The sequence below is a fragment of the Paraflavitalea pollutisoli genome, from assembly GCF_029360705.1.
Lineage (GTDB): Bacteria > Bacteroidota > Bacteroidia > Chitinophagales > Chitinophagaceae > Paraflavitalea > Paraflavitalea pollutisoli.
In genome coordinates, this window is sequence record NZ_JARKMX010000006.1 from 219763 (window position 1) to 239153 (window position 19391).

Below are 19391 nucleotides of genomic sequence, written 5' to 3' on the forward strand. Positions count from 1 at the left end.
ATGGAAGGCATATTTACCATTTCGCTCGACTATGAGTTGCATTGGGGTGTGTTTGACAAGCGTGACCGCAAGTCGCGTGAGCAATGCTACCGCAATACCCTGCAGCTGGTACCTCGCCTGCTTGAATTGTTTGCTCAATACAATGTACACGTTACCTGGGCTACCGTGGGCAGTATGTTTGCCAGCGATCAGGAGGAATGGTCAAAGCTTAAACCGGCTATCGAGCCACGGTACCACGAAGAAAAGTATTCGGCGTATCGATATGTAGGGGGGCACGCCATCTCCCGGGAGGATCATTGGGCGCATTTTGCACCCGCCTCTGTACAATCTATTATGCAGTACCCGGGACAGGAACTGGCGACCCACACCTTCAGTCATTATTATTGCCTCGAACGGCAGGATGAACCCCGTGCCTTTGAGGCCGACCTGCAGGCCGTGCAGCAAGCTGCGGCGCTTTTTGGCACCCGGCTGAGATCGCTGGTGTTTCCACGTAATCAGTTCAATCCGGATTACCTGAAAACTTGTTTTGAGCAAGGCATTACCACGATCCGTTCCAACCCTTCTAACTGGTTTTGGCGTCCGGTGTCCAATACAGGATCGAGTCTGCTCAGAAAGCTGGTGCGTACCGCCGACGCTTATGTACAGGTAGGCAACCACCGAACCTCCTATCCCTTGAGTAGTATCCACGTTTTACCAGGCGAACCGCTGCAATTGCCGGCCAGTCGTTTTTTGCGACCCTGGCGAGCGGAGTACCGGTTTGCCAACAAGTGGCGTATCCGGCGACTTTGCCAGGAAATGCGACTGGCTGCGAAACAGGGAGAGTGTTACCACCTCTGGTGGCATCCTGAAAATTTTGGTGATCATCCCGCAGAGAATATGGAAGGGCTGCAGGTATTGTTACAGCAATATGCAGCCTGCCAATCAAAATATGGCATGAAGAGTTGGAATATGGGTGAATATGCCGATCATTTATTACCAGCCAGACCCCACAATCTTAGTTATGGCCATACAGATACGGCCCGCCACTGCTGATGACAGGCCCGCCATCATCGAGCTACTTCGTCAATCGCTGGGAGAATCATCGATCCCTAAATCGGAGGCTTTGTGGATATGGAAACATGAGCACAACCCGTTTGGCCCTTCTTATGTGTTGGTGGCTGAAGAAGCGGGGCAACTGGTCGGTGTGCGTGCGTTCATGCAATGGCAGTGGATACGTAACGATAAAATTTACCGGTCAGTACGAGCGGTGGATACCGCTACTCATCCCGATCATCAGGGTAAAGGCATCTTCAAGAAGCTGACGATGCAGCAGCTGGAGGGGTGTCGGTTGGATGGTGTGTTGTTTGTATTCAATACGCCGAATGGGCAAAGTAAACCCGGCTACCTTAAAATGGGCTGGGTAGAGCAGGGGAGGATGCCTCTCAAGTTTAAAGTGCGGAATCCTTTTCAGATCATCCAGGCCCGTTACTTCGATCGCAATAAATATACGGGGCTCAAGGACGATCCCACCCCTTTTCAAAAATGGACGCAGGGTGTTTTAACGAGTCTGGACAGGTATGTACAGCACTCCGACCAATTATCTACGCTTTTCACGCCGCAGTACATTTCCTGGCGTTATGCGAGTAATCCGCTATTTCATTACAACTATTTCACCGACCAGGAAAACTTCCTGTTGATCAGTCGCATCAAGTTACAGTCGTTTACCAAAGAGTTGAGGTTGGTTGATTTTATCAGGCTTAATCCCAAGGCCGATGCAGGTTACCTGAATAATGCAATGAAAACACAGGTGGAGGCATTTTGTGAACAACACCGGATCGATTTTATTTCCCTCTCCGGACAGCAGTTCGAGGCCAACAAAGCCTGCTTCCGTTGGATGGGACGATTGCCTGTACGATCGCTGGGACCGATCATTACGCTGCGTGATCTGAATATGAAAGACAATTTTCAGTACCTGTTGAACAAAAAGAACTGGCGTTACTCGACGGGCGATCTTGAGTTATTCTAACTAAATGGCTTTATCAACGTATACCGCGGATACTCATTCCCCCTGGAATAGTGACAGGAATGCCCAAGTGGGGAATGAGTGCCGCACCAATGATGCGGGTGCTGCACCTGACAAGCCTGCTAAAACCAAGTTGGTTCGGATCACGACGGTGCCGATCTCGCTGAAGGTGTTGCTGCGCCGGCAATTACAGTATATGTCGGGCCATTTCGATGTACTGGCTGTATCCACACCCGGCGAAGTGCTCGCCGAAGTGAGTAGTGTAGAACGGGTGCGTACGGCGGGCGTAGCGATGACCAGGGCCATTACGCCTGTGCAGGATTTAAAGGCCCTATGGCGGTTGTATTGTTTATTCAGGAAGGAGCGACCTGCCATAGTGCACACACACACGCCCAAAGCCGGGTTACTCGGCATGATGGCTGCGCGCCTCGCTGCAGTACCCATCCGGATGCATACGGTGGCGGGCTTACCCCTGATGGAACAAAAGGGCATGAAAAGGAAAGTACTGGAGCTGGTAGAACGGCTGACCTATGGTTGTGCTACCAGGGTGTATCCCAATTCGACCAATCTCGCCCGGTTTATACTTAACAACAGGTTCTGTACTGTCGGCAAGGTGCGGGTATTGGGAAATGGTAGCAGCAACGGAATTGATACGGAGTATTTCCAATGCGATGAAGCTATGCAATCTGCTGCCGGTAGCCTGAGAGATAAGATGGGTTTCGGGCAGCATGATTTCGTATATGTGTTTATTGGCCGCCTGGTTAAAGATAAGGGTATCGAAGAGCTGGTAGCAGCCTTCAGCACCTTACAACAGCGATATGGTCATTTGAAGCTGTTGCTGGTGGGGCCATATGAGGAAGAACTGGATCCGCTCAGTGAAGAAACAAAGGCATCTATTCAACAAAATCCTGCTATTGTACAGGTGGGCTTTCAGCAGGACATCAGGCTTTGGTTGCTCGCCGCGCAGGTATTGGTATTCCCTTCCTACCGGGAGGGGTTTCCCAATGTTCCCATGCAAGCGGGCTGCATGCACCTGCCATCCATCGTTACGGATATCAATGGCTGCAACGAGATCATCCAGGACCGGGAAAATGGTCTGGTGATACCTGCGAAAGATAGACTTGCTCTGCAACAGGCGATGGAATTGGTGATGACAGACGGGCGGTTGTTGTGTCATATGCAAAGCCGTGCAAGGTCCATGATCACCGCCCGTTACGACCAGCAACTATTCTGGGACCTCCTATTGAGAGAATACAAAGATCAATTGAAACAACATGGCATGGTATCGTAATTATGGGAAACGAATGATCGATCTCGCGGTAAGCCTGGTTGCTCTCCTGTTACTGCTTCCGGTGATCGTATTGGTGGGCCTGGTGTTGTGGTTTGCCAACAAAGGCAATCCTTTCTTCTTTCAGTGGAGGCCCGGGCGAAACGGAAAAGTATTCCGCCTGGTGAAGTTCAGAACGATGAATAACCGCCGGGATGAAAAGGGAGCATTGCTGGCCGATGGCGTACGACTTACGCCTATCGGCAGATTCGTGCGTAAGACTTCACTCGATGAATTGCCCCAGCTCATCAATGTGATCAAAGGTGATATGAGCCTGGTTGGTCCAAGGCCCTTGCTCGTAGAATACCTGCCGCTGTACAATAGTACCCAGGCCAGGCGTCATGAAGTACGTCCCGGCATTACCGGATGGGCCCAGGTCAATGGTCGCAATGCCATCAGCTGGGAACAGAAATTTGATTATGATGTGTATTATGTAGATCACCTGCATTGGCGCTTCGATGTCCGGGTGATTTTGCTCACCATACAAAAGGTATTTAAAACAGAAGGCATCAGTCAACAGGGACACGCCACCATGCCTGCATTTAAAGGCGCCCAACAAGTATGAACATTCTCATTACCTCGGCCGGACAAAGAGTATCCCTGGTCAAAGCTTTCAAAAAGGAACTGTCTGCTACCTATCCCGGAAGCAAAGTGTACACGACCGATATGTGCCCGGAACTGAGTGCAGCCTGTCATGTATCTGACCGGTATTTCAGGGTGCAGCGGGTCACCGATCCGGGCTATATCGACGAATTAATGGCCCTTTGTCTCCGTGAGAAAATACGGATGATCGTGCCAACCATCGATACGGAGCTGGTCGTGCTGGCACAACATCGTGATCTGTTTGAGCAGGAAGGTATTCACCTGATCGTATCTTCCTCCGATTTGATCGACAAATGCCGGGACAAACGCAAGATCAATACTTTCTTCGAACAGCACGGCATTGCCGTGCCTGCCATGATCGATCGGCATCAACCCACCTTCCCCCTGTTCATCAAGCCGTACAACGGTAGTTTAAGCGTCGACACCTATGTGGTCCATTCCGAAACAGAACTACGTCCGGAGCAAGTGGGCAATGAGCGCCTGTTGTTTATGGAGTACCTCAATAAGCAGGACCACGACGAGTATACGGTCGATATGTATTATGACAGGAATGGCGACGTAAAATGTATTGTACCACGCAAAAGAATTCTCATCCGGGCAGGAGAGATCAATAAAGGGATCACCAGTAAAAATGGGTTATTGAAATACCTACGCGAAAAACTGGCGCACATCGAAGGGGCACGTGGTTGCCTTACCGCGCAGTTCTTTCTCCACAAAGAATCCGGCCGTATTACCGCGATCGAGATCAACGGTCGGTTCGGTGGTGGCTACCCGCTCAGTTACCACGCGGGTGCCAACTATCCTCGGTGGCTTATTGAAGAATATTTCAATGGTAACACGATCACCTATCGAGAAGACTGGGAAGACCAATTGCTGATGTTGCGTTACGACGACGAAGTACTGGTGCATGCACATAAAAACTGACCATCGTAGCTTTTTTGTGTTTGATCTCGATGATACGCTTTATCGGGAGATCGACTTCCTGCATTCTGGCTACCGCACTATTGCACGCGTGCTGGAAGAAAAAACGGGTACCAATCATTATGCTGATATGGTTACCTTATACCAGGGCGGTGGCAATGTGTTTGAATGGATCATCAGCAACTTCCGCCAACAGTGGCCAGACCTGGCGATGCCCGTATTGCTGACCCTGTACCGGGAGCATATGCCGTCGATATCGCTGTACAAAGAAGCCGCTGGCTTATTACAACAACTAAAGCAACGCAATATTCCTGCCGGTCTGATTACCGACGGAAGGAGTATTACACAACGAAATAAACTGAAAGCATTGGGACTTGCCGACTATTTCTCTGATACCATCATATCGGAAGAGTTTGGTTCAGAAAAACCGGATGAAAGGAACTACCGGTATTTTGAAAATAAGTATCCCGGATTCGATTTCAGCTATTTTGGTGACAATACAACGAAGGATTTTATTGCTCCGGCCAACCTGGGCTGGTTTACCTGCTGCCTGAAAGATGATGGCTATCATATCCATCCGCAGGCGTTTGATCATGCTGCCTTTCCCGCAGCGGTGATCCAATCATTTGAAGAAATACAACTTACATGAATCCAAAGATCTGGCTGTCGTCACCCCATATGGGTGATCATGAACTGGCGTATGTACAGGAAGCATTTGCTACCAACTGGATTGCTCCGCTGGGGCCGCATGTCAATGGGTTTGAGCAGGACCTCCAGACCTTTTTGGGTGAAGGAGTGGAGGTGGCGGCATTAAGTTCCGGCACAGCTGCCCTGCACCTCGCGCTTGTGATACTGGGCGTGCGGGCGGGTGATGAAGTGATTTGCCAATCGATGACGTTTGCCGCCTCGGCCAACCCTATTGTCTACCAGGGGGCCGCGCCCATTTTTGTCGACAGTGAATCGGATACCTGGAATATGTGTCCACAATTTCTTGAATTGGCCATCACTGACCGCATCCGTTTGGGCAAGAAGCCGAAAGCGATCATTGTTGTTCATCTCTATGGCATGCCTGCCCAGATTGAAGAGATCATGTATGTTTCCCGTAAATACGATATACCTGTAATTGAAGATGCGGCGGAAGCATTGGGCTCTACCTATGGTGGCAGGCAGGTGGGGACCTTCGGCGATATCGCCATTTTTTCTTTTAATGGTAATAAGATCATCACCACTTCCGGTGGTGGTGCGTTGGTGTCTGCCAATATTGACTATGTAGCCAAAGCCCGTTTCCTGGCTACGCAGGCCCTGGATCCCGCCCCGCATTATCAACACTCGCACATCGGCTACAATTACCGGATGAGCAACGTGTGTGCTGGTATTGGCCGGGGCCAAATGGAGGTACTGCCACAACGGGTGTTACAGCGTCGCCACAATTTCAATTATTACCTGCAGGCATTTCAGGATGTCCCGGAAATTCGCTTTGGCATCGAGCCTTCTCCCCATTATTACTCCAACCATTGGTTAACAGTGATGCAGGTGGAAGGCGATCGTTTTACCCGGGAAGCATTGCGCCTTTCGCTGACTGCCGATAACATCGACTGCCGACCGTTGTGGAAACCTATGCACCTGCAACCGGTTTTTGAAGGTGCCCCCTATTATGGCTATGATACCTGCGAAACTTTGTTCAATACCGGACTTTGCCTGCCTTCGGGTTCCAATCTGACCGATGAAGACCTACTTCGTGTTGTATCTATTATTCGAGCACTCTATTATCCTGCCGAGCTGATCCATTTAACTAAAAGTATCTAACGATTATGAAGAAGTTGTTGTTTATTGCCAGATCAGTGCCCAGATGGGTTGTATTGCTGGTTGACCTTGCGATCAATGGTGCCTCTTTTTCCCTGTCGTATTTCATTGTGAAGCAGTTTGAGTTTCACGAGATCCTCCGAGGGCATTTCTTTATTTACACCGGTGTATACGTGGTGATGGCGCTACTGATCTTTTACCTGATGCGCATTCATACCGGTATTATCCGCTACTCCAATATTCACGACATGATGCGGATCTTCCTGGCTGTGGCGTTGGTGAGTATCCTATACCCCATCGCGGTCGAATTCTTCGTTTCTCGTCGATACCATATCCGATCGCTGAACATGCCGGGTGTGCTGATCGTTAACTTTTTTATTGCCTCTTCGCAATTGGTGCTGATGCGAACCGTTGTGCGGGGCTTCTATTACTATATAAAGCGGACTGCTACCGGTAGCAAGGAAAATGTGTTGGTATACGGAGCCGATACAGAAGCGATCCTTATCAAGCAGGCGATCGAATCCAGTTCCACCAACCAGTTTGTTATTGCCGGCTTTATAGAAACCGATGCCAGCAAGATCAATGCATATATTCAGCAGGTGAAGATTTTTCATATTCGTGCCCTGGGTACGCTCAAAGCCAAAAAGAATATCGACAAACTCATTTTGATGAATAGCCAGCTGACTGGTCCCGAAAAAAGATCGGTGATCGAGAAGTGTTTGCAGGTGGGTATTAAGGTGCTTACCGTACCGCCTTCTGATCAGTGGGTATATGGTAAGTTAAGTATCCGGCAGATCCAGGAACTGCGTATCGAAGACCTGCTGCAGCGGGAGCCGATCGTCATCAATGACCAGAACATCAGCAGTGAACTGTCGGGCCAGAAAATCCTCATCACCGGAGCGGCTGGCTCAATTGGTGCGGAAATTGTGCGCCAGGTATTGTCCTTTAATCCGGCCACGGTGATCCTGGTAGATCAGGCCGAGTCTGATCTGCACGAAATGCAATTGGAAGTGGAGGAGAAATACCCGGAGGTAGACTTTCATATTTTTATCGCCAGCATTCGAGATCGTAACCGGATGGAGATACCATTCCGCGAGTTTCGTCCAGATATCGTATTCCATGCCGCAGCCTATAAGCATGTTCCGATGATGGAAAAGCATCCGGCTGAAGCGATCCTGACAAACGTAATGGGGACCAAGATCGTTGCCGACCTGGCCGTATTCTTCGATGTGCACAAGTTCGTGATGATCTCAACAGACAAGGCCGTGAATCCATCGAATGTGATGGGTACCTCTAAACGCATTGCGGAAATGTATGTGCAGTCGCTCAGCAATATCGTGCAGAACAAGTCGGTGGAAACCATCACCAATATTTACAACAGCTGGAGCAGGCAGTTCATCTTCAATGCCATGCACTCCAAAACAAAATTCATCACCACCCGCTTTGGCAATGTGCTGGGTTCCAACGGATCGGTGATACCAAGGTTTCGTGCCCAGATCGAAGCCGGTGGCCCTGTCACCGTAACGCATCCGATGATCACACGGTTCTTCATGACCATTCCCGAAGCCGTACAACTGGTGTTGGAAGCGGCTACTATGGGCAAAGGGTCGGAGATCTTTGTATTCGATATGGGCAGGCCGGTCAAGATCATCGACCTGGCCAAAAAGATGATCCGCCTCGCCGGACTGGTGCCTGAAGAGGATATCAAGATCAGCTACACCGGGCTGCGACCTGGAGAAAAGTTGTATGAAGAGTTGCTCAATAGCCACGAGAAAACGCTTCCTACACATCATGATAAGATCAAAATTGCCCGCGTAGTGCCTTGCTGCGATGAGGTGGTTATGGAGATCAATGAGCTCATCGGCATCAGTCGTCATGGTGACGATTATGCCTTGGTTAAAAAGATGAAGGAATTGGTACCCGAATTCAAAAGCAACAACTCCGAATACGAAGAACTGGACCATGCAGAGCTTGGGCCTGCCCTTTTGCAGCCAGAAGCGGCTTATTAGTACCAGCGTTGTCCCGGTCGTCATTCTTATTTGAAGCCGTAATGTAATACCCTTTTCATGAAAGCAAGCCTGCTATTAGGTGTCCTGATCATGTGTTGCACAGGAGCCTGTATGGGGCAGCAGGAGATCAATAATTGGTTCTTTGGCTATAATGGCGGACTGAATTTCAGCGGCGGCATGCCGGTGGTGACACCCGGCAGTCTGCGGGGCTGGGAAGGCTGTTCTTCGATCAGTGACCGGAATGGCAACCTGCTCTTTTATACAGATGGTATCACCGTCTGGAACAGGAATCATCAGGTGATGGCCAATGGCGTCAACCTGAATGGCGATACGTTGTGTACACAGTCGGCGCTCATTACAATCCATCCTGGTAATCCCTCGTTGTATTACGTGTTTACGGTGGCGAAGGAAGCCGAACCCGAGGGGCTGCAATACTCGGTGGTCGATATGACACTGAACGGCGGATTGGGAGATGTGGTGGCTGGACAGAAGAATATCCCTTTGGTGACGCCGGTTTGTGAAAAGGTAACCGCCGTTCGTCATGCCAATGCCAACGACATTTGGGTGATCACCCACCAATTTGGTAACAATTCCTTTTACATATATAAGATCGATTGTGCCGGTTTGAATGCGACGCCTATCGTTACAGTAGCCGGAAATATAGCCGATAAGATTACGAATACCATTGGGTATCTAAAAGCGTCGCCAGATGGAACCACACTGGCGATGGCTGGCTTTACGTCGGAAGTGGAACTCTTCGATTTTGACGCCAATACCGGTGGCATCAGCAACCCACGCGCGATCACTGGCAATCCCAATAAGATCACCGGTCCCTATGGCGTCGAATTTTCTCCGGATTCGAAATTGCTGTACGTATCCGAGTCGTACAATAATAATGGTTCTGGCGACTTCTACATTTTTCAGTACAAAGTCGATACATCGCATATTGTCGATTCCCGCATTGCCATCGATTCTGGTTATGGCAATGCAGCCGGAGCGCTGCAACTGGCGCGTGATGGTCGTGTCTATATCGCGTATGATCAGCAGCAATTCCTCGGGGCTATCACGCAGCCCAACCTGCGTAGCTACGCATGCGCCCATGTACGCGAATTTATTCACTTCCCCGCTGGTATCACCAGCGGCGTGGGGTTACCAGCTGCCGTGGCGGGCCTTCAACGAACTTTACTACCTGCTGATTCTACGGTATGTTCAGGAGAAAAGATTGTGGCCAGGATCAGCTTGCCCGCTACCTCTTTTCTATGGCAGGATGGCACTACACTGGATTCTATGGTGATGAACGCTCCCGGTTTGTATTGGGTCGAGATCACCCACAACAATTGTAAATACCGCGATTCCATCACCGTTACCTGGCGACCCAGACCCATCGTGAACCTGGGTAAAGACACTTCACTCTGTACGGATAAGTTCCCGTTTATCGTTCAGTCGCTGACACCTGGCGCTACCTATCAGTGGCAGGATGCGTCGACTGGAAGTGCTTTTACCATTACCGGTCAGGGACTCTACTGGCTCGAAGCCAACCTGAATGCTTGCACGGCACGCGATTCACTGAACGTGACTTCCAGGACCGTGACAACCTTTACCCTTGGCCGGGATACCGCTATTTGTGAAAATGCACAAGTACTCCTGCAGGCAGGGCAGTCATTTACGTCTTACCACTGGAGCACTGGTAACCAAACCAACCAGATCATGGTGCAGGATAGTGGTCTTTACTGGCTCGAAGCCGTCAACCAGGTGGGGTGCTCCTGGCGCGACAGTCTGCAAGTAGCGCTGAAGGCATTACCAGTATTCTCGTTTGGCAAAGATTCTATTTTGTGCGAAGGGAACAATTGGTTGCTTGATCTCGCTGGAGTGGGGGATAGCTACCGGTGGCAGGACGGCTCCACGCAATCTCGCTACCAGGTAAGAAGAAGTGGCTTGTACTACGCGGAAGTAAAACGGCAGGGTTGTGCCTGGTCTGATACAGTTTATGCATCCTATCGGCTCAATCCGGTATTGAGGCTTGGGGAAGATCAGGAGATCTGTCCGGGGCAGCAAATATTGTTGGAACCCAAATCGGAGTTGCCTTTCATTTGGCAGAATGGTAGTACGCAATCCAGTTTTACGGTTACGGAACCGGGTACTTACTCGATTGCTGTTACTACCGAATGTGGCACCTTTTCCGATGAACTGGTCGTTCGCCGGGGAATCTGCCGGATTGCAATACCTAACGCCTTTACACCGGGAAAATCACAGAACAATAGCTTCAAAGTATTGAATGCGGCCGGACTCAGGAATTTCTCCCTGCGGATTTTCAACCGCTGGGGTAGTCAGGTATTCCAGACAACAGATCCCACCTTTGGCTGGAATGGATGCGTGTCGGGAGCCCCGCAACCAGCCGGTACCTATGTGTATATGGTCAATTACCTCGACGATGATGCTGGCAAGCCCGTCTTTCAGAAAGGTGTATTAACACTTATTCGATGACCCATTATTCAACCTATCCATATGCAGTTTAACAGGAGGCATTTTATCCGTAATACTATACTGACCGCGGTATGCCTTTTTACTTTGCCACAATTAGGGGCACGTAAGCGGGATCGGCGATCGGGCGCCGTTGGTTGCTCACCTTCAGGACAGCCTGATGAAGAAGAGCTGTCTTCATTGCGGGGTGTAACGGGTACGATCCAAAGCAAGCAACCAGGTAAATGGTCGGACCCTGCCACCTGGGGTGGTAAGTTGCCCGGCGAAACTGATACTCCCTTGATCGACAAAGGACACACAATAGTATACGACCTGGCGAAAACCTTGGTGGCAGGGGTTACCGTCAGTGAAGGGGCTGAGCTATTATTTGATAGTAGCAAGACCTTGTTACTGGAAACGACTGCCAATGTGGTGGTGGAAGGAATGCTTCGTATGCATCCTGCTACGGCGTCCATCCATCATACCCTGCGCTTTATCGGTATCGATGAAGCCACGATGGTAGGAGGCGGTATGAACGTCAACCCCAATGATACAGGTTTGTGGGTGATGGGGGCTGGCCAGCTCGACCTGTTGGGAACAGCCAAAACCTCCTGGACCAGGGCCACGGGGAGTGTGGCAGCTGGTGCCAGTTCGATCGTGGTGGATAAGGCGCAGGCCTGGTTGCCGGGTGACCTGATTTGTATCGCCCCCACGGAGCCTCCTATGGTGGGGAAGACCTATCTTACCGGATTTGAGGAAATGACCATCCGCAGTGTTAGTGGTGCTACCGTTAATTTTACAGGTTCTACTATCCGCCCGCATCCGATGGTCAATAAACAATGGACGGCGGAAGTCATGAACCTTACCCGTAATGTGCACATCGAGGGAACCGAAAAGGGGCGTGCCCATCTGTTCATCCGGTCTACCAAACCACAACATATCCAGTATGTCACGTTGCAACACCTGGGGCCTCGCAAGGATCGCAAGGGGACGGCTGCGGCTGAGTTGATTGCCGGCCGCTATGGTATGCACTTCCATTATTCGATGGACGGTAGTCGTGGATCCAAAATAAAAGGTAACCTGATCATGGACTGTGGTAATCATAGTTATGTGCCACATGTTTCACATGGTATCGAGTTTACCGATAACATCGCCTACCGGGTGCTGGAAACTGCCTTCTGGTGGGATCCCGGTGACCCTACGCATGACGTCATCTATGATAATAATATAGTAGCCAATTGCCAGTTTGTGCCCGGAGCGCTCAACATGAATGGCGAAGATTCACCGAGTTTTTCCTCCAGCGGATTTGCCTTAAACACAGGCGATAGCAATATCTGCCGCAATTGTGTGGTGGTCGGCGGATCACATGGTGATTTTGCCGATGGCGGCGCGTTCAATTGGGAGGCAGTGCTTAACGAAGGGATCTGGGAATTCCATGATTGCCTGGCGCACAACAACGACAGCGGGTTGCGTGTTTGGCAAAACTCTACCCGCAATCATATCATACGTGATTTTACTGCTTATTATAATGGTATGGGCATCTTTCATGGAGCTTATGCCAATAGCTATACCTATACGGGCGGTCACCTTTACGGCAACACCATGACTATCAAAGCGGCGTCATCCAATTCGAATCGGGTGCGGGTTGAGCATTATATGATCGATGGGGCTGGTATTATCAATAATGGCGTGGAGGTCATCCATAGTCCGTTAAAAGGGGCTTTTCCGGTGTTTTTGCGCGATGTCACCATTCGCAATTGCAAAGAGGCTGCGCTGGTAGACTCGGCCGCTCCGGAAGTTCATTCGACCGACCTGGTACACTGTACGATTGATGGACCAATTGTACTGCATCCCGAAGCTGTTGCGGGCGAAACCATTCGGGTGCAACCGTTAAACGGTCAGCCCTACCAGATCTCAAAGACGGGTAAAGGGAATATCGGAGCTTTTGCAGCGGTCGTTTGGGGTAACGGCCAGGGATTGAAAGGGGAGTACTTTAATAACAATGATCTCACTACGCCGGCGATGACCCGTATCGACTCCAACGTGAGCTTCTCGGAATGGAGTGCAGGGGTACATTATAAGATCACCGGATTTGCCTATTCCATCAGGTGGACAGGGCAAATTCAGGCGCAGTTTAGTGAGGAGTATGTATTTCACCTGGCATCGGGTGGTGGGCACCGGCTTTGGATAGATGAGAAGCTGATCATCGATAGTTGGGTGGAGCACTATCCGGATGTTTACAGGTCCTCACCGATCACCCTAAAGGCAGGCAAGCGCTATGATCTGCGGTTGGAGTATTTCAATACGGATGCCGGTACAGGAATGGGTTTGATGTGGAGCAGTGCCAGTCAGCCGATCGAATATGTTCCCCAAACACAGCTGTATGCCGAGAAGGCACCACCGCCACCACCGCCTCCACCACCCTTGCAGGAGCCCGTGGTTATTGGTCAGCTCATACGTGATCATATTGAAGTGAGAAGCCCGGATAATTCATTGTATATATTGTATGATGCATTGGGCCGCTTGCTAAAACGCGGTAGCCTTACACCTGGTACCAATTATATTTACGTACGACAGTACAGTGCCGGTGCGCTCTTTCTTAAACTACAACACATCAAAAAAGCCTATAAGCTGATGAAGATATGATCGTCGTATACATAGGATAGATGAATAGCTGCATTGTCTTTGAATGGCACGGCCCTGTTGGGTTTCGTGCCATTCTTGTTTTAGCACCCGCTGCATACGCTTTAAAACGTTTACAGGAATGTAAGCCCTGATTTTAAAATATGTCAATTATAACTCATTCTCTGCGATCCTATTGAAGCCTTGAACAAACGTAGGATTGACTTTCGTCAAGTTGGTTTTGTTTAATAAGGCTTATAAACTTTATCCTTTACAGATAGTGATTGTTCTGTAAATCAGCATTTCAGGCACCATAGTTGTTCAAACATCGCAACTGATTTCTTAAGAGAAACCACAAAAAATACCTTTATGAAAAACACCAGAAGGCGCTTTCTGCAAAGCGTGTCTCTGACTGCTACCGGCATGGTGCTCATCCCGCCACCTGTTGGAGCCAATAAAAAACTTGGCCGTCGAACGTCTAACATTTCCTGTGCTCCCGAATCTACCTATGCATTGCCTGGCACCATCGTCAGTGTAAAATCCGGTAAGTGGTCTGATGCTGCTACCTGGGGTGGTAAGTTGCCTGCTGCCAGCGACACGCCGCTGATCAACGCCGGACACACCGTTACATTCGATATGGCACTAACCACTGTCGCCGGGGTCAATGTCAGCAGCGGCGGTATACTCGCCTTCGATGCAAATACATCCACTACTTTACAAACAACCGCCAACGTCGTGATCGAAGGTCGTCTTCAAATGAGGCCTGCGTCCGTTAGTGTAATACAAACACTGAAGTTTACAGCGGTTGATGAAACTAAATTTGTAGGTGGGGGCATGGTGGTGCTGGCAACAGATACTGGCCTTTGGGTGATGGGCGGTGGTGTATTGGATCTTGTAGGAACCTCCAAAACATCCTGGACGAGAGCTTCGGGTAGCATTGCTGCTGGAGCTACCAGCGTGTCTGTGGAAAGTGCTGCGGGTTGGCAGGTGGGTGATGAGATCAGTATCACACCTACAGAAGCGCCTACGGTTGGAGCCGCTTTCTCCAGTGGTTTTGAGGAGCGCACCATCAAAGCCGTGTCGGGTAATACGATAACACTCAGTGGTGGGTCTACACGCCCACACCCCATGGTAAATAACCAATGGACGGCGGAAGTGGTGAACCTTACCCGTAATGTACGCATTGAAGGAACGCCCACCGGTAAGGGACATATCTTCATCAAGTCAACCCAACAACAGACCATTAAATATGTAGCTATACGGAATTTCGGCGCCCGTAAAGACCGTGGCGGATCTTCGGCTACCGAACTGGTAGCCGGCCGCTATGGCATGCATTTTCACCATTGTATGGATGGCAGCCGGGGTTCACTGGTAGAAGGTTGTGTAATTCGTGATGGTGGCAACCACAGCTATGTGCCACACGTGTCGCATGGCATCAAGTTCATTGATAATGTTGCGTACAATGTGATGGAGACCGCTTTCTGGTGGGACCCGGGTGATTCTACACACGATGTGATCTACGATCATAATATCGTTGCACTGGTAAGATGGGTTCCCGGTTCGTTGAATATGTTTGCGGAAGACGCGCCTACGTTTTCTTCCTCAGGCTTCGGCTTAAACACCGGAGATGGCAACATCGCCAAGAACAATGTGGTAGTGGCCGGTGGCCAGGGCGACCATGCCGATGGTGGCGCCTACAACTGGGAGGCGGTGATCAATGAAGGCGTTTGGATCTTTACCGGCAATATGGCCCACAACTCCGACTGCGGATTACGTGTTTGGCAAAACTCTACCCGTAACCACGTGGTGGAAGATTTCATCGCTTATCACAATGCCTGGGGCATGTTTCATGGAGCCTATGCGAATAGTTACACCTATACCGGCGGTTACTTTTATGGTAACGGCATTGAAGTAAAAGCTGCTTCTGTCAATTCGAATCGGGTAAGACTGGAGAACATCACCATCGATGGTGCCGGCATTACCGATTACGGTGTGCAGGTAATCCATAGTCCGCTGCCGGGAGAAAGACCCGTGTTTCTCCGCAACATGACGATCCGCAATTGTAAGATCGCGGCTATTTTCGATTCGGCCGAACCTGAAGTGCATTCTACCGACGTCATACAATCTACCATTACCGGAGCGATCACGGTGGCAAAAACGGCTGCTGCCGGTGAAACGATCCGTGTGCAGCCAAAGTCGGGTCAGCCCTACCAGGTTACACAAAACGGCACCAGCAATATTGCTGCCTTTGCTCCCTCTGTATGGGGCGTAGGCAAAGGTTTGAAGGGGGAGTATTTCAACAGCATCAACTTCACTAATCCTGCCATGACGCGGATCGACTCCAATGTGAGCTTTACGGAGTGGAGTGCCGGTGTACACTATGCCATTACCAGCAATGTCTATTCTGTTCGCTGGACCGGCAAGATCATGCCCCAGTATTCAGAATCCTATACCTTTTACCTCGGTTCCGGTGGCGGTCATCGCCTCTGGATCGATAATAAATTAATCGTCGACAGTTGGCTAGAACACTACCCTGATACATTCAAATCGTCCTCCATAACGCTTGTGGCCGGACAGCTCTATGATATCAAATTGGAATATTTCAACCAGGATGCCGGTACAGGTATGGGTTTGTTGTGGACGAGCCCCAGCCTGCCCCTGGAGTATGTACCACAAAGCCAATTGTACACCGATGCGGTAGTGATACCACCGAATCAGGGACCTGTAGCCAATGCAGGTACAGATATTGTGTTGACTTTACCAACCAATAATACCACCTTGAACGGGTCTGCTTCTTACGATCCGGATGGTACAATTGCAGCTTATCAGTGGACTAAATTGAGCGGTCCTACCCAATTTACCCTGGTAAATGCTACTTCCGCGAATAGTGCTCTGAACGGCCTCGTAGAGGGTACCTATGTATTCAGGTTGCGGGTAACCGACAACAAGGGGGCTACGAATGAAGACGATGTAACCGTTACAGTAAAAGCAGCAGCTGCCAACCAGGCACCTGTAGCCAATGCCGGCACGGATATCACGCTCACCTTGCCAACCAATAGCACCACGCTGAATGGTTCAGCTTCGAAAGATGCTGATGGTAAGATCGCCAGCTACGCCTGGAGCAAGGTCAGCGGCCCCACACAATTTACCATTGCCAGTCCCACGGCAGCAACATCAGCCTTGACGAACCTGGCAACTGGTACCTATGTATTCCGCTTAAAAGTAACCGACGATAAAGGTGCTACGCATGAAGACGATGTAACGGTGACAGTGATTGAGCCAGGCAACCAGGCGCCAGTAGCCAATGCCGGTACTGATATTGTCATTACGCTGCCAGTGAACAGCGCGGCACTGAATGGTTCAGCTTCCAAAGATCCCGACGGTCAGATCGTTGCATACGGCTGGTCAAGGATTAGTGGCCCCAGTCAGTTTACGATCGCCAACCCCGCCGCAGTGACCACGGCATTGACCAACCTGGTCGCCGGCGTTTATGTGTTCAGGCTGAAAGTAACGGATAATAAAGGCATGACGCATGAAGATGATGTTACGGTGACCGTCAATGCTGCCGGTAATCAACTGCCCGTAGCCAATGCTGGTCCGGATGTAACGATCATGTTGCCGATCAATAATACTACGCTGAACGGTTCAGCCTCCAAGGATCCGGATGGTAGCATTGTTTCTTATGCCTGGACGAAGGTGTCGGGTCCAACCAGTTTCACGATTGTAAGTGCCACCAGTTCGATCACCGCGCTGAGCAACCTGGTACAGGGCGTGTATGTATTCAGGCTCAAGGTGACAGACAGCAAAGGAGCAACCCATGAAGATGACGTGACGGTTACTGTTAATGCTGCGGGTAATCAACCACCCATTGCCAATGCGGGCTCCGATGTGGTGATCAGTTTGCCGGTGAATGCCACTGTGTTGAACGGCGCCGGTTCGCGTGATGCAGACGGTACCATCGTTGCCTATGCCTGGAAAAAAGTGAGCGGACCTGGTGTATTGATCACGAATCCTAATTCGGTCTCTACCGTGGTATCCGACCTGGTAGAAGGAGTATATGTCTTCCGCTTGCAGGTGAAGGACAACAGTGGTGCTACCGCAGAAGATGACGTGACAGTCACGGTGAAAGCGAAGCCTAATGAAGCGGGCACAGCCCTCGCGGTAAAAGTGGCGCCCAACCCATCCAATAATTACTTTACCCTTCAGGTTTCCACGAATACCAATTATCCGATCACCATCGGTTTTTACAATGCACAAGGTGCATTGGTCGATAAGGTGGTGAAGACCGGTACCAATTTTACGTTCACCATTGGTACCAGCTGGGCCAAGGGAACCTATTATTGTGTAGTGGAACAAGGAAGTGTAAGAAGATTGCTAACACTCGTAAAAGTGTAAACCTCCTTGTAATTAGATACAAAAGCTCCGCCATGTGCGGAGCTTTTTTCATATTGTCATTGACTGACGGGCGATCTCCAGCTCTTCATTCGTCGGGATCACCAGTACTTTTACCGGCAGGTTACCGCTTTGGATAGCACGTATGCCAGTCGTAGGCATACCATTCAACACGGGATCGATCTCAATCCCCAGGTGGGAGAGGTTATGACAAACCAACGCCCGCATAGAGCTGTCATGTTCGCCAACCCCTGCCGTAAAGATCACCGCATCCAATCCGTTCAGTACCGCCATATAAGCACCGATATACTTTTTGATGCGATAGGCGTAGATCGTACGGGCAAATTGTGCATCTACATTGCCTTGCTCGGCAGCCTGGTCGATGTCGCGCATATCACTGAGGCCACACAATCCCTGCAGTCCGGACTGTTTGTTCAAGACATTGTCGATATATTCCACGCTGTATCCATGGTGGATCATCAGGTGAAGAATGACTGAAGGATCAATGTCACCGCTGCGCGTACCCATGACCAATCCACTGACTGGGCTAAATCCCATGCTGGTATCCATCGGTTGATCACCCGCAATCGCCGCCGCGCTACAGCCATTGCCCAGATGGAGGCTGATCAGTTTGGCATCCTGTCGTTGCAAAAGAGCACGTGCCTGTTCCGCTACGTATTTGTGACTGATACCATGAAAGCCATAAGCCCTGATCTTGTCCTGCCTGAAATAGGACTTTGGAATGGCGTAGTGAATGGCTTCCGCAGGTAAGGCATGGTGAAAGGCTGTATCGAATACCGCTACCTGCCGCGCTTTGGGAAAGAACGCCGATGCCACTTCAATGCTCCGGTAGCTGATCGGGTTATGCATGGGCGCAAAAGGTATCAATTGTTTGATCTTCTCGAGTACCTCCGGCGTAATAAGCGCCGGACCGGCAAATTGATCGCCACCATGTACTACCCGATGGCTAATCAACTGAATGTCATCAGGGCTTTGCAGCATGCCATGTGGTGGGTGGCTGATCAGCCGTACGATCTCTCGCATCGCGACTGCGTGATCGGCGATAGGTAGGGGTTGGTCGGATTTCGTCTCTTCTCCATGTCTGATGCTGGTGCAATGGATGGAGGAATTTTCATCACCAATCCGCTCCACAATACCTGCGCATACCAATTGTTCGGCAGGCATATCATATAGCCGGAATTTGAGAGAACTGCTACCGGCGTTGATCACTAGTACTTTCATGTATTGGTTT

The 19391-nt window shown here is 50.2% G+C and carries 12 protein-coding genes; 11 read left to right on the plus strand and 1 reads right to left on the minus strand.

What is annotated here, in order from left to right; translation table 11 throughout:
* From P2W70_RS14030 to P2W70_RS14080, 11 genes are all read left to right on the plus strand, one after another.
* Positions 1-1032 carry a polysaccharide deacetylase family protein gene (locus P2W70_RS14030; RefSeq protein ID WP_276482107.1) on the plus strand — a complete coding sequence of 344 codons (1032 nt, stop codon included), beginning with the start codon at positions 1-3 and terminating at the stop codon, positions 1030-1032.
* Complete coding sequence (locus P2W70_RS14035) at positions 1001-2005, plus strand: GNAT family N-acetyltransferase (protein ID WP_276482108.1); 1005 nt, start codon at positions 1001-1003, stop codon at positions 2003-2005. Before P2W70_RS14030 ends, P2W70_RS14035 begins: the two co-directional genes overlap by 32 nt.
* 4 nt (positions 2006-2009) lie before the next feature.
* The gene (locus P2W70_RS14040) at positions 2010-3293 is read left to right on the plus strand and encodes a glycosyltransferase family 4 protein (protein ID WP_276482109.1); all 1284 of its coding nucleotides are present in this window, start codon (positions 2010-2012) and stop codon (positions 3291-3293) included.
* The gene (locus tag P2W70_RS14045) at positions 3277-3894 is read left to right on the plus strand and encodes a sugar transferase (protein ID WP_276482110.1); all 618 of its coding nucleotides are present in this window, start codon (positions 3277-3279) and stop codon (positions 3892-3894) included. The genes P2W70_RS14040 and P2W70_RS14045 overlap by 17 nt, the downstream gene beginning before the upstream one ends.
* Positions 3891-4856 carry an ATP-grasp domain-containing protein gene (locus P2W70_RS14050; protein WP_276482111.1) on the plus strand — a complete coding sequence of 322 codons (966 nt, stop codon included), beginning with the start codon at positions 3891-3893 and terminating at the stop codon, positions 4854-4856. Before P2W70_RS14045 ends, P2W70_RS14050 begins: the two co-directional genes overlap by 4 nt.
* Positions 4840-5502, plus strand: coding sequence for an HAD family hydrolase (locus P2W70_RS14055; RefSeq protein WP_276482112.1), 663 nt, complete (start codon positions 4840-4842; stop codon positions 5500-5502). The genes P2W70_RS14050 and P2W70_RS14055 overlap by 17 nt, the downstream gene beginning before the upstream one ends.
* Entirely contained in the window at positions 5499-6659 is a 1161-nt protein-coding gene (locus tag P2W70_RS14060) for a DegT/DnrJ/EryC1/StrS family aminotransferase (protein ID WP_276482113.1), read from the plus strand. Before P2W70_RS14055 ends, P2W70_RS14060 begins: the two co-directional genes overlap by 4 nt.
* Before the next feature lie 5 nt (positions 6660-6664).
* Positions 6665-8665, plus strand: a complete 2001-nt coding sequence (locus tag P2W70_RS14065; RefSeq protein WP_276482114.1) for a polysaccharide biosynthesis protein — start codon at positions 6665-6667, stop codon at positions 8663-8665.
* Positions 8666-8722: 57 nt separating this feature from the next.
* The gene (locus P2W70_RS14070; RefSeq protein WP_276482115.1) at positions 8723-11149 is read left to right on the plus strand and encodes a T9SS type B sorting domain-containing protein; all 2427 of its coding nucleotides are present in this window, start codon (positions 8723-8725) and stop codon (positions 11147-11149) included.
* Positions 11150-11170: 21 nt separating this feature from the next.
* Positions 11171-13771, plus strand: coding sequence for a PA14 domain-containing protein (locus P2W70_RS14075; RefSeq protein WP_276482116.1), 2601 nt, complete (start codon positions 11171-11173; stop codon positions 13769-13771).
* A 345-nt stretch (positions 13772-14116) separates the two neighbouring features.
* Positions 14117-18142, plus strand: a complete 4026-nt coding sequence (locus P2W70_RS14080) for a PKD domain-containing protein (RefSeq protein WP_276482117.1) — start codon at positions 14117-14119, stop codon at positions 18140-18142.
* 48 nt (positions 18143-18190) lie between these two features.
* Here P2W70_RS14080 and P2W70_RS14085 read toward each other — a convergent pair whose 3' ends face one another.
* Entirely contained in the window at positions 18191-19381 is a 1191-nt protein-coding gene (locus P2W70_RS14085) for an acetate/propionate family kinase (RefSeq protein WP_276482118.1), read from the minus strand.
* Between the last annotated feature and the right edge of the window lie 10 nt (positions 19382-19391).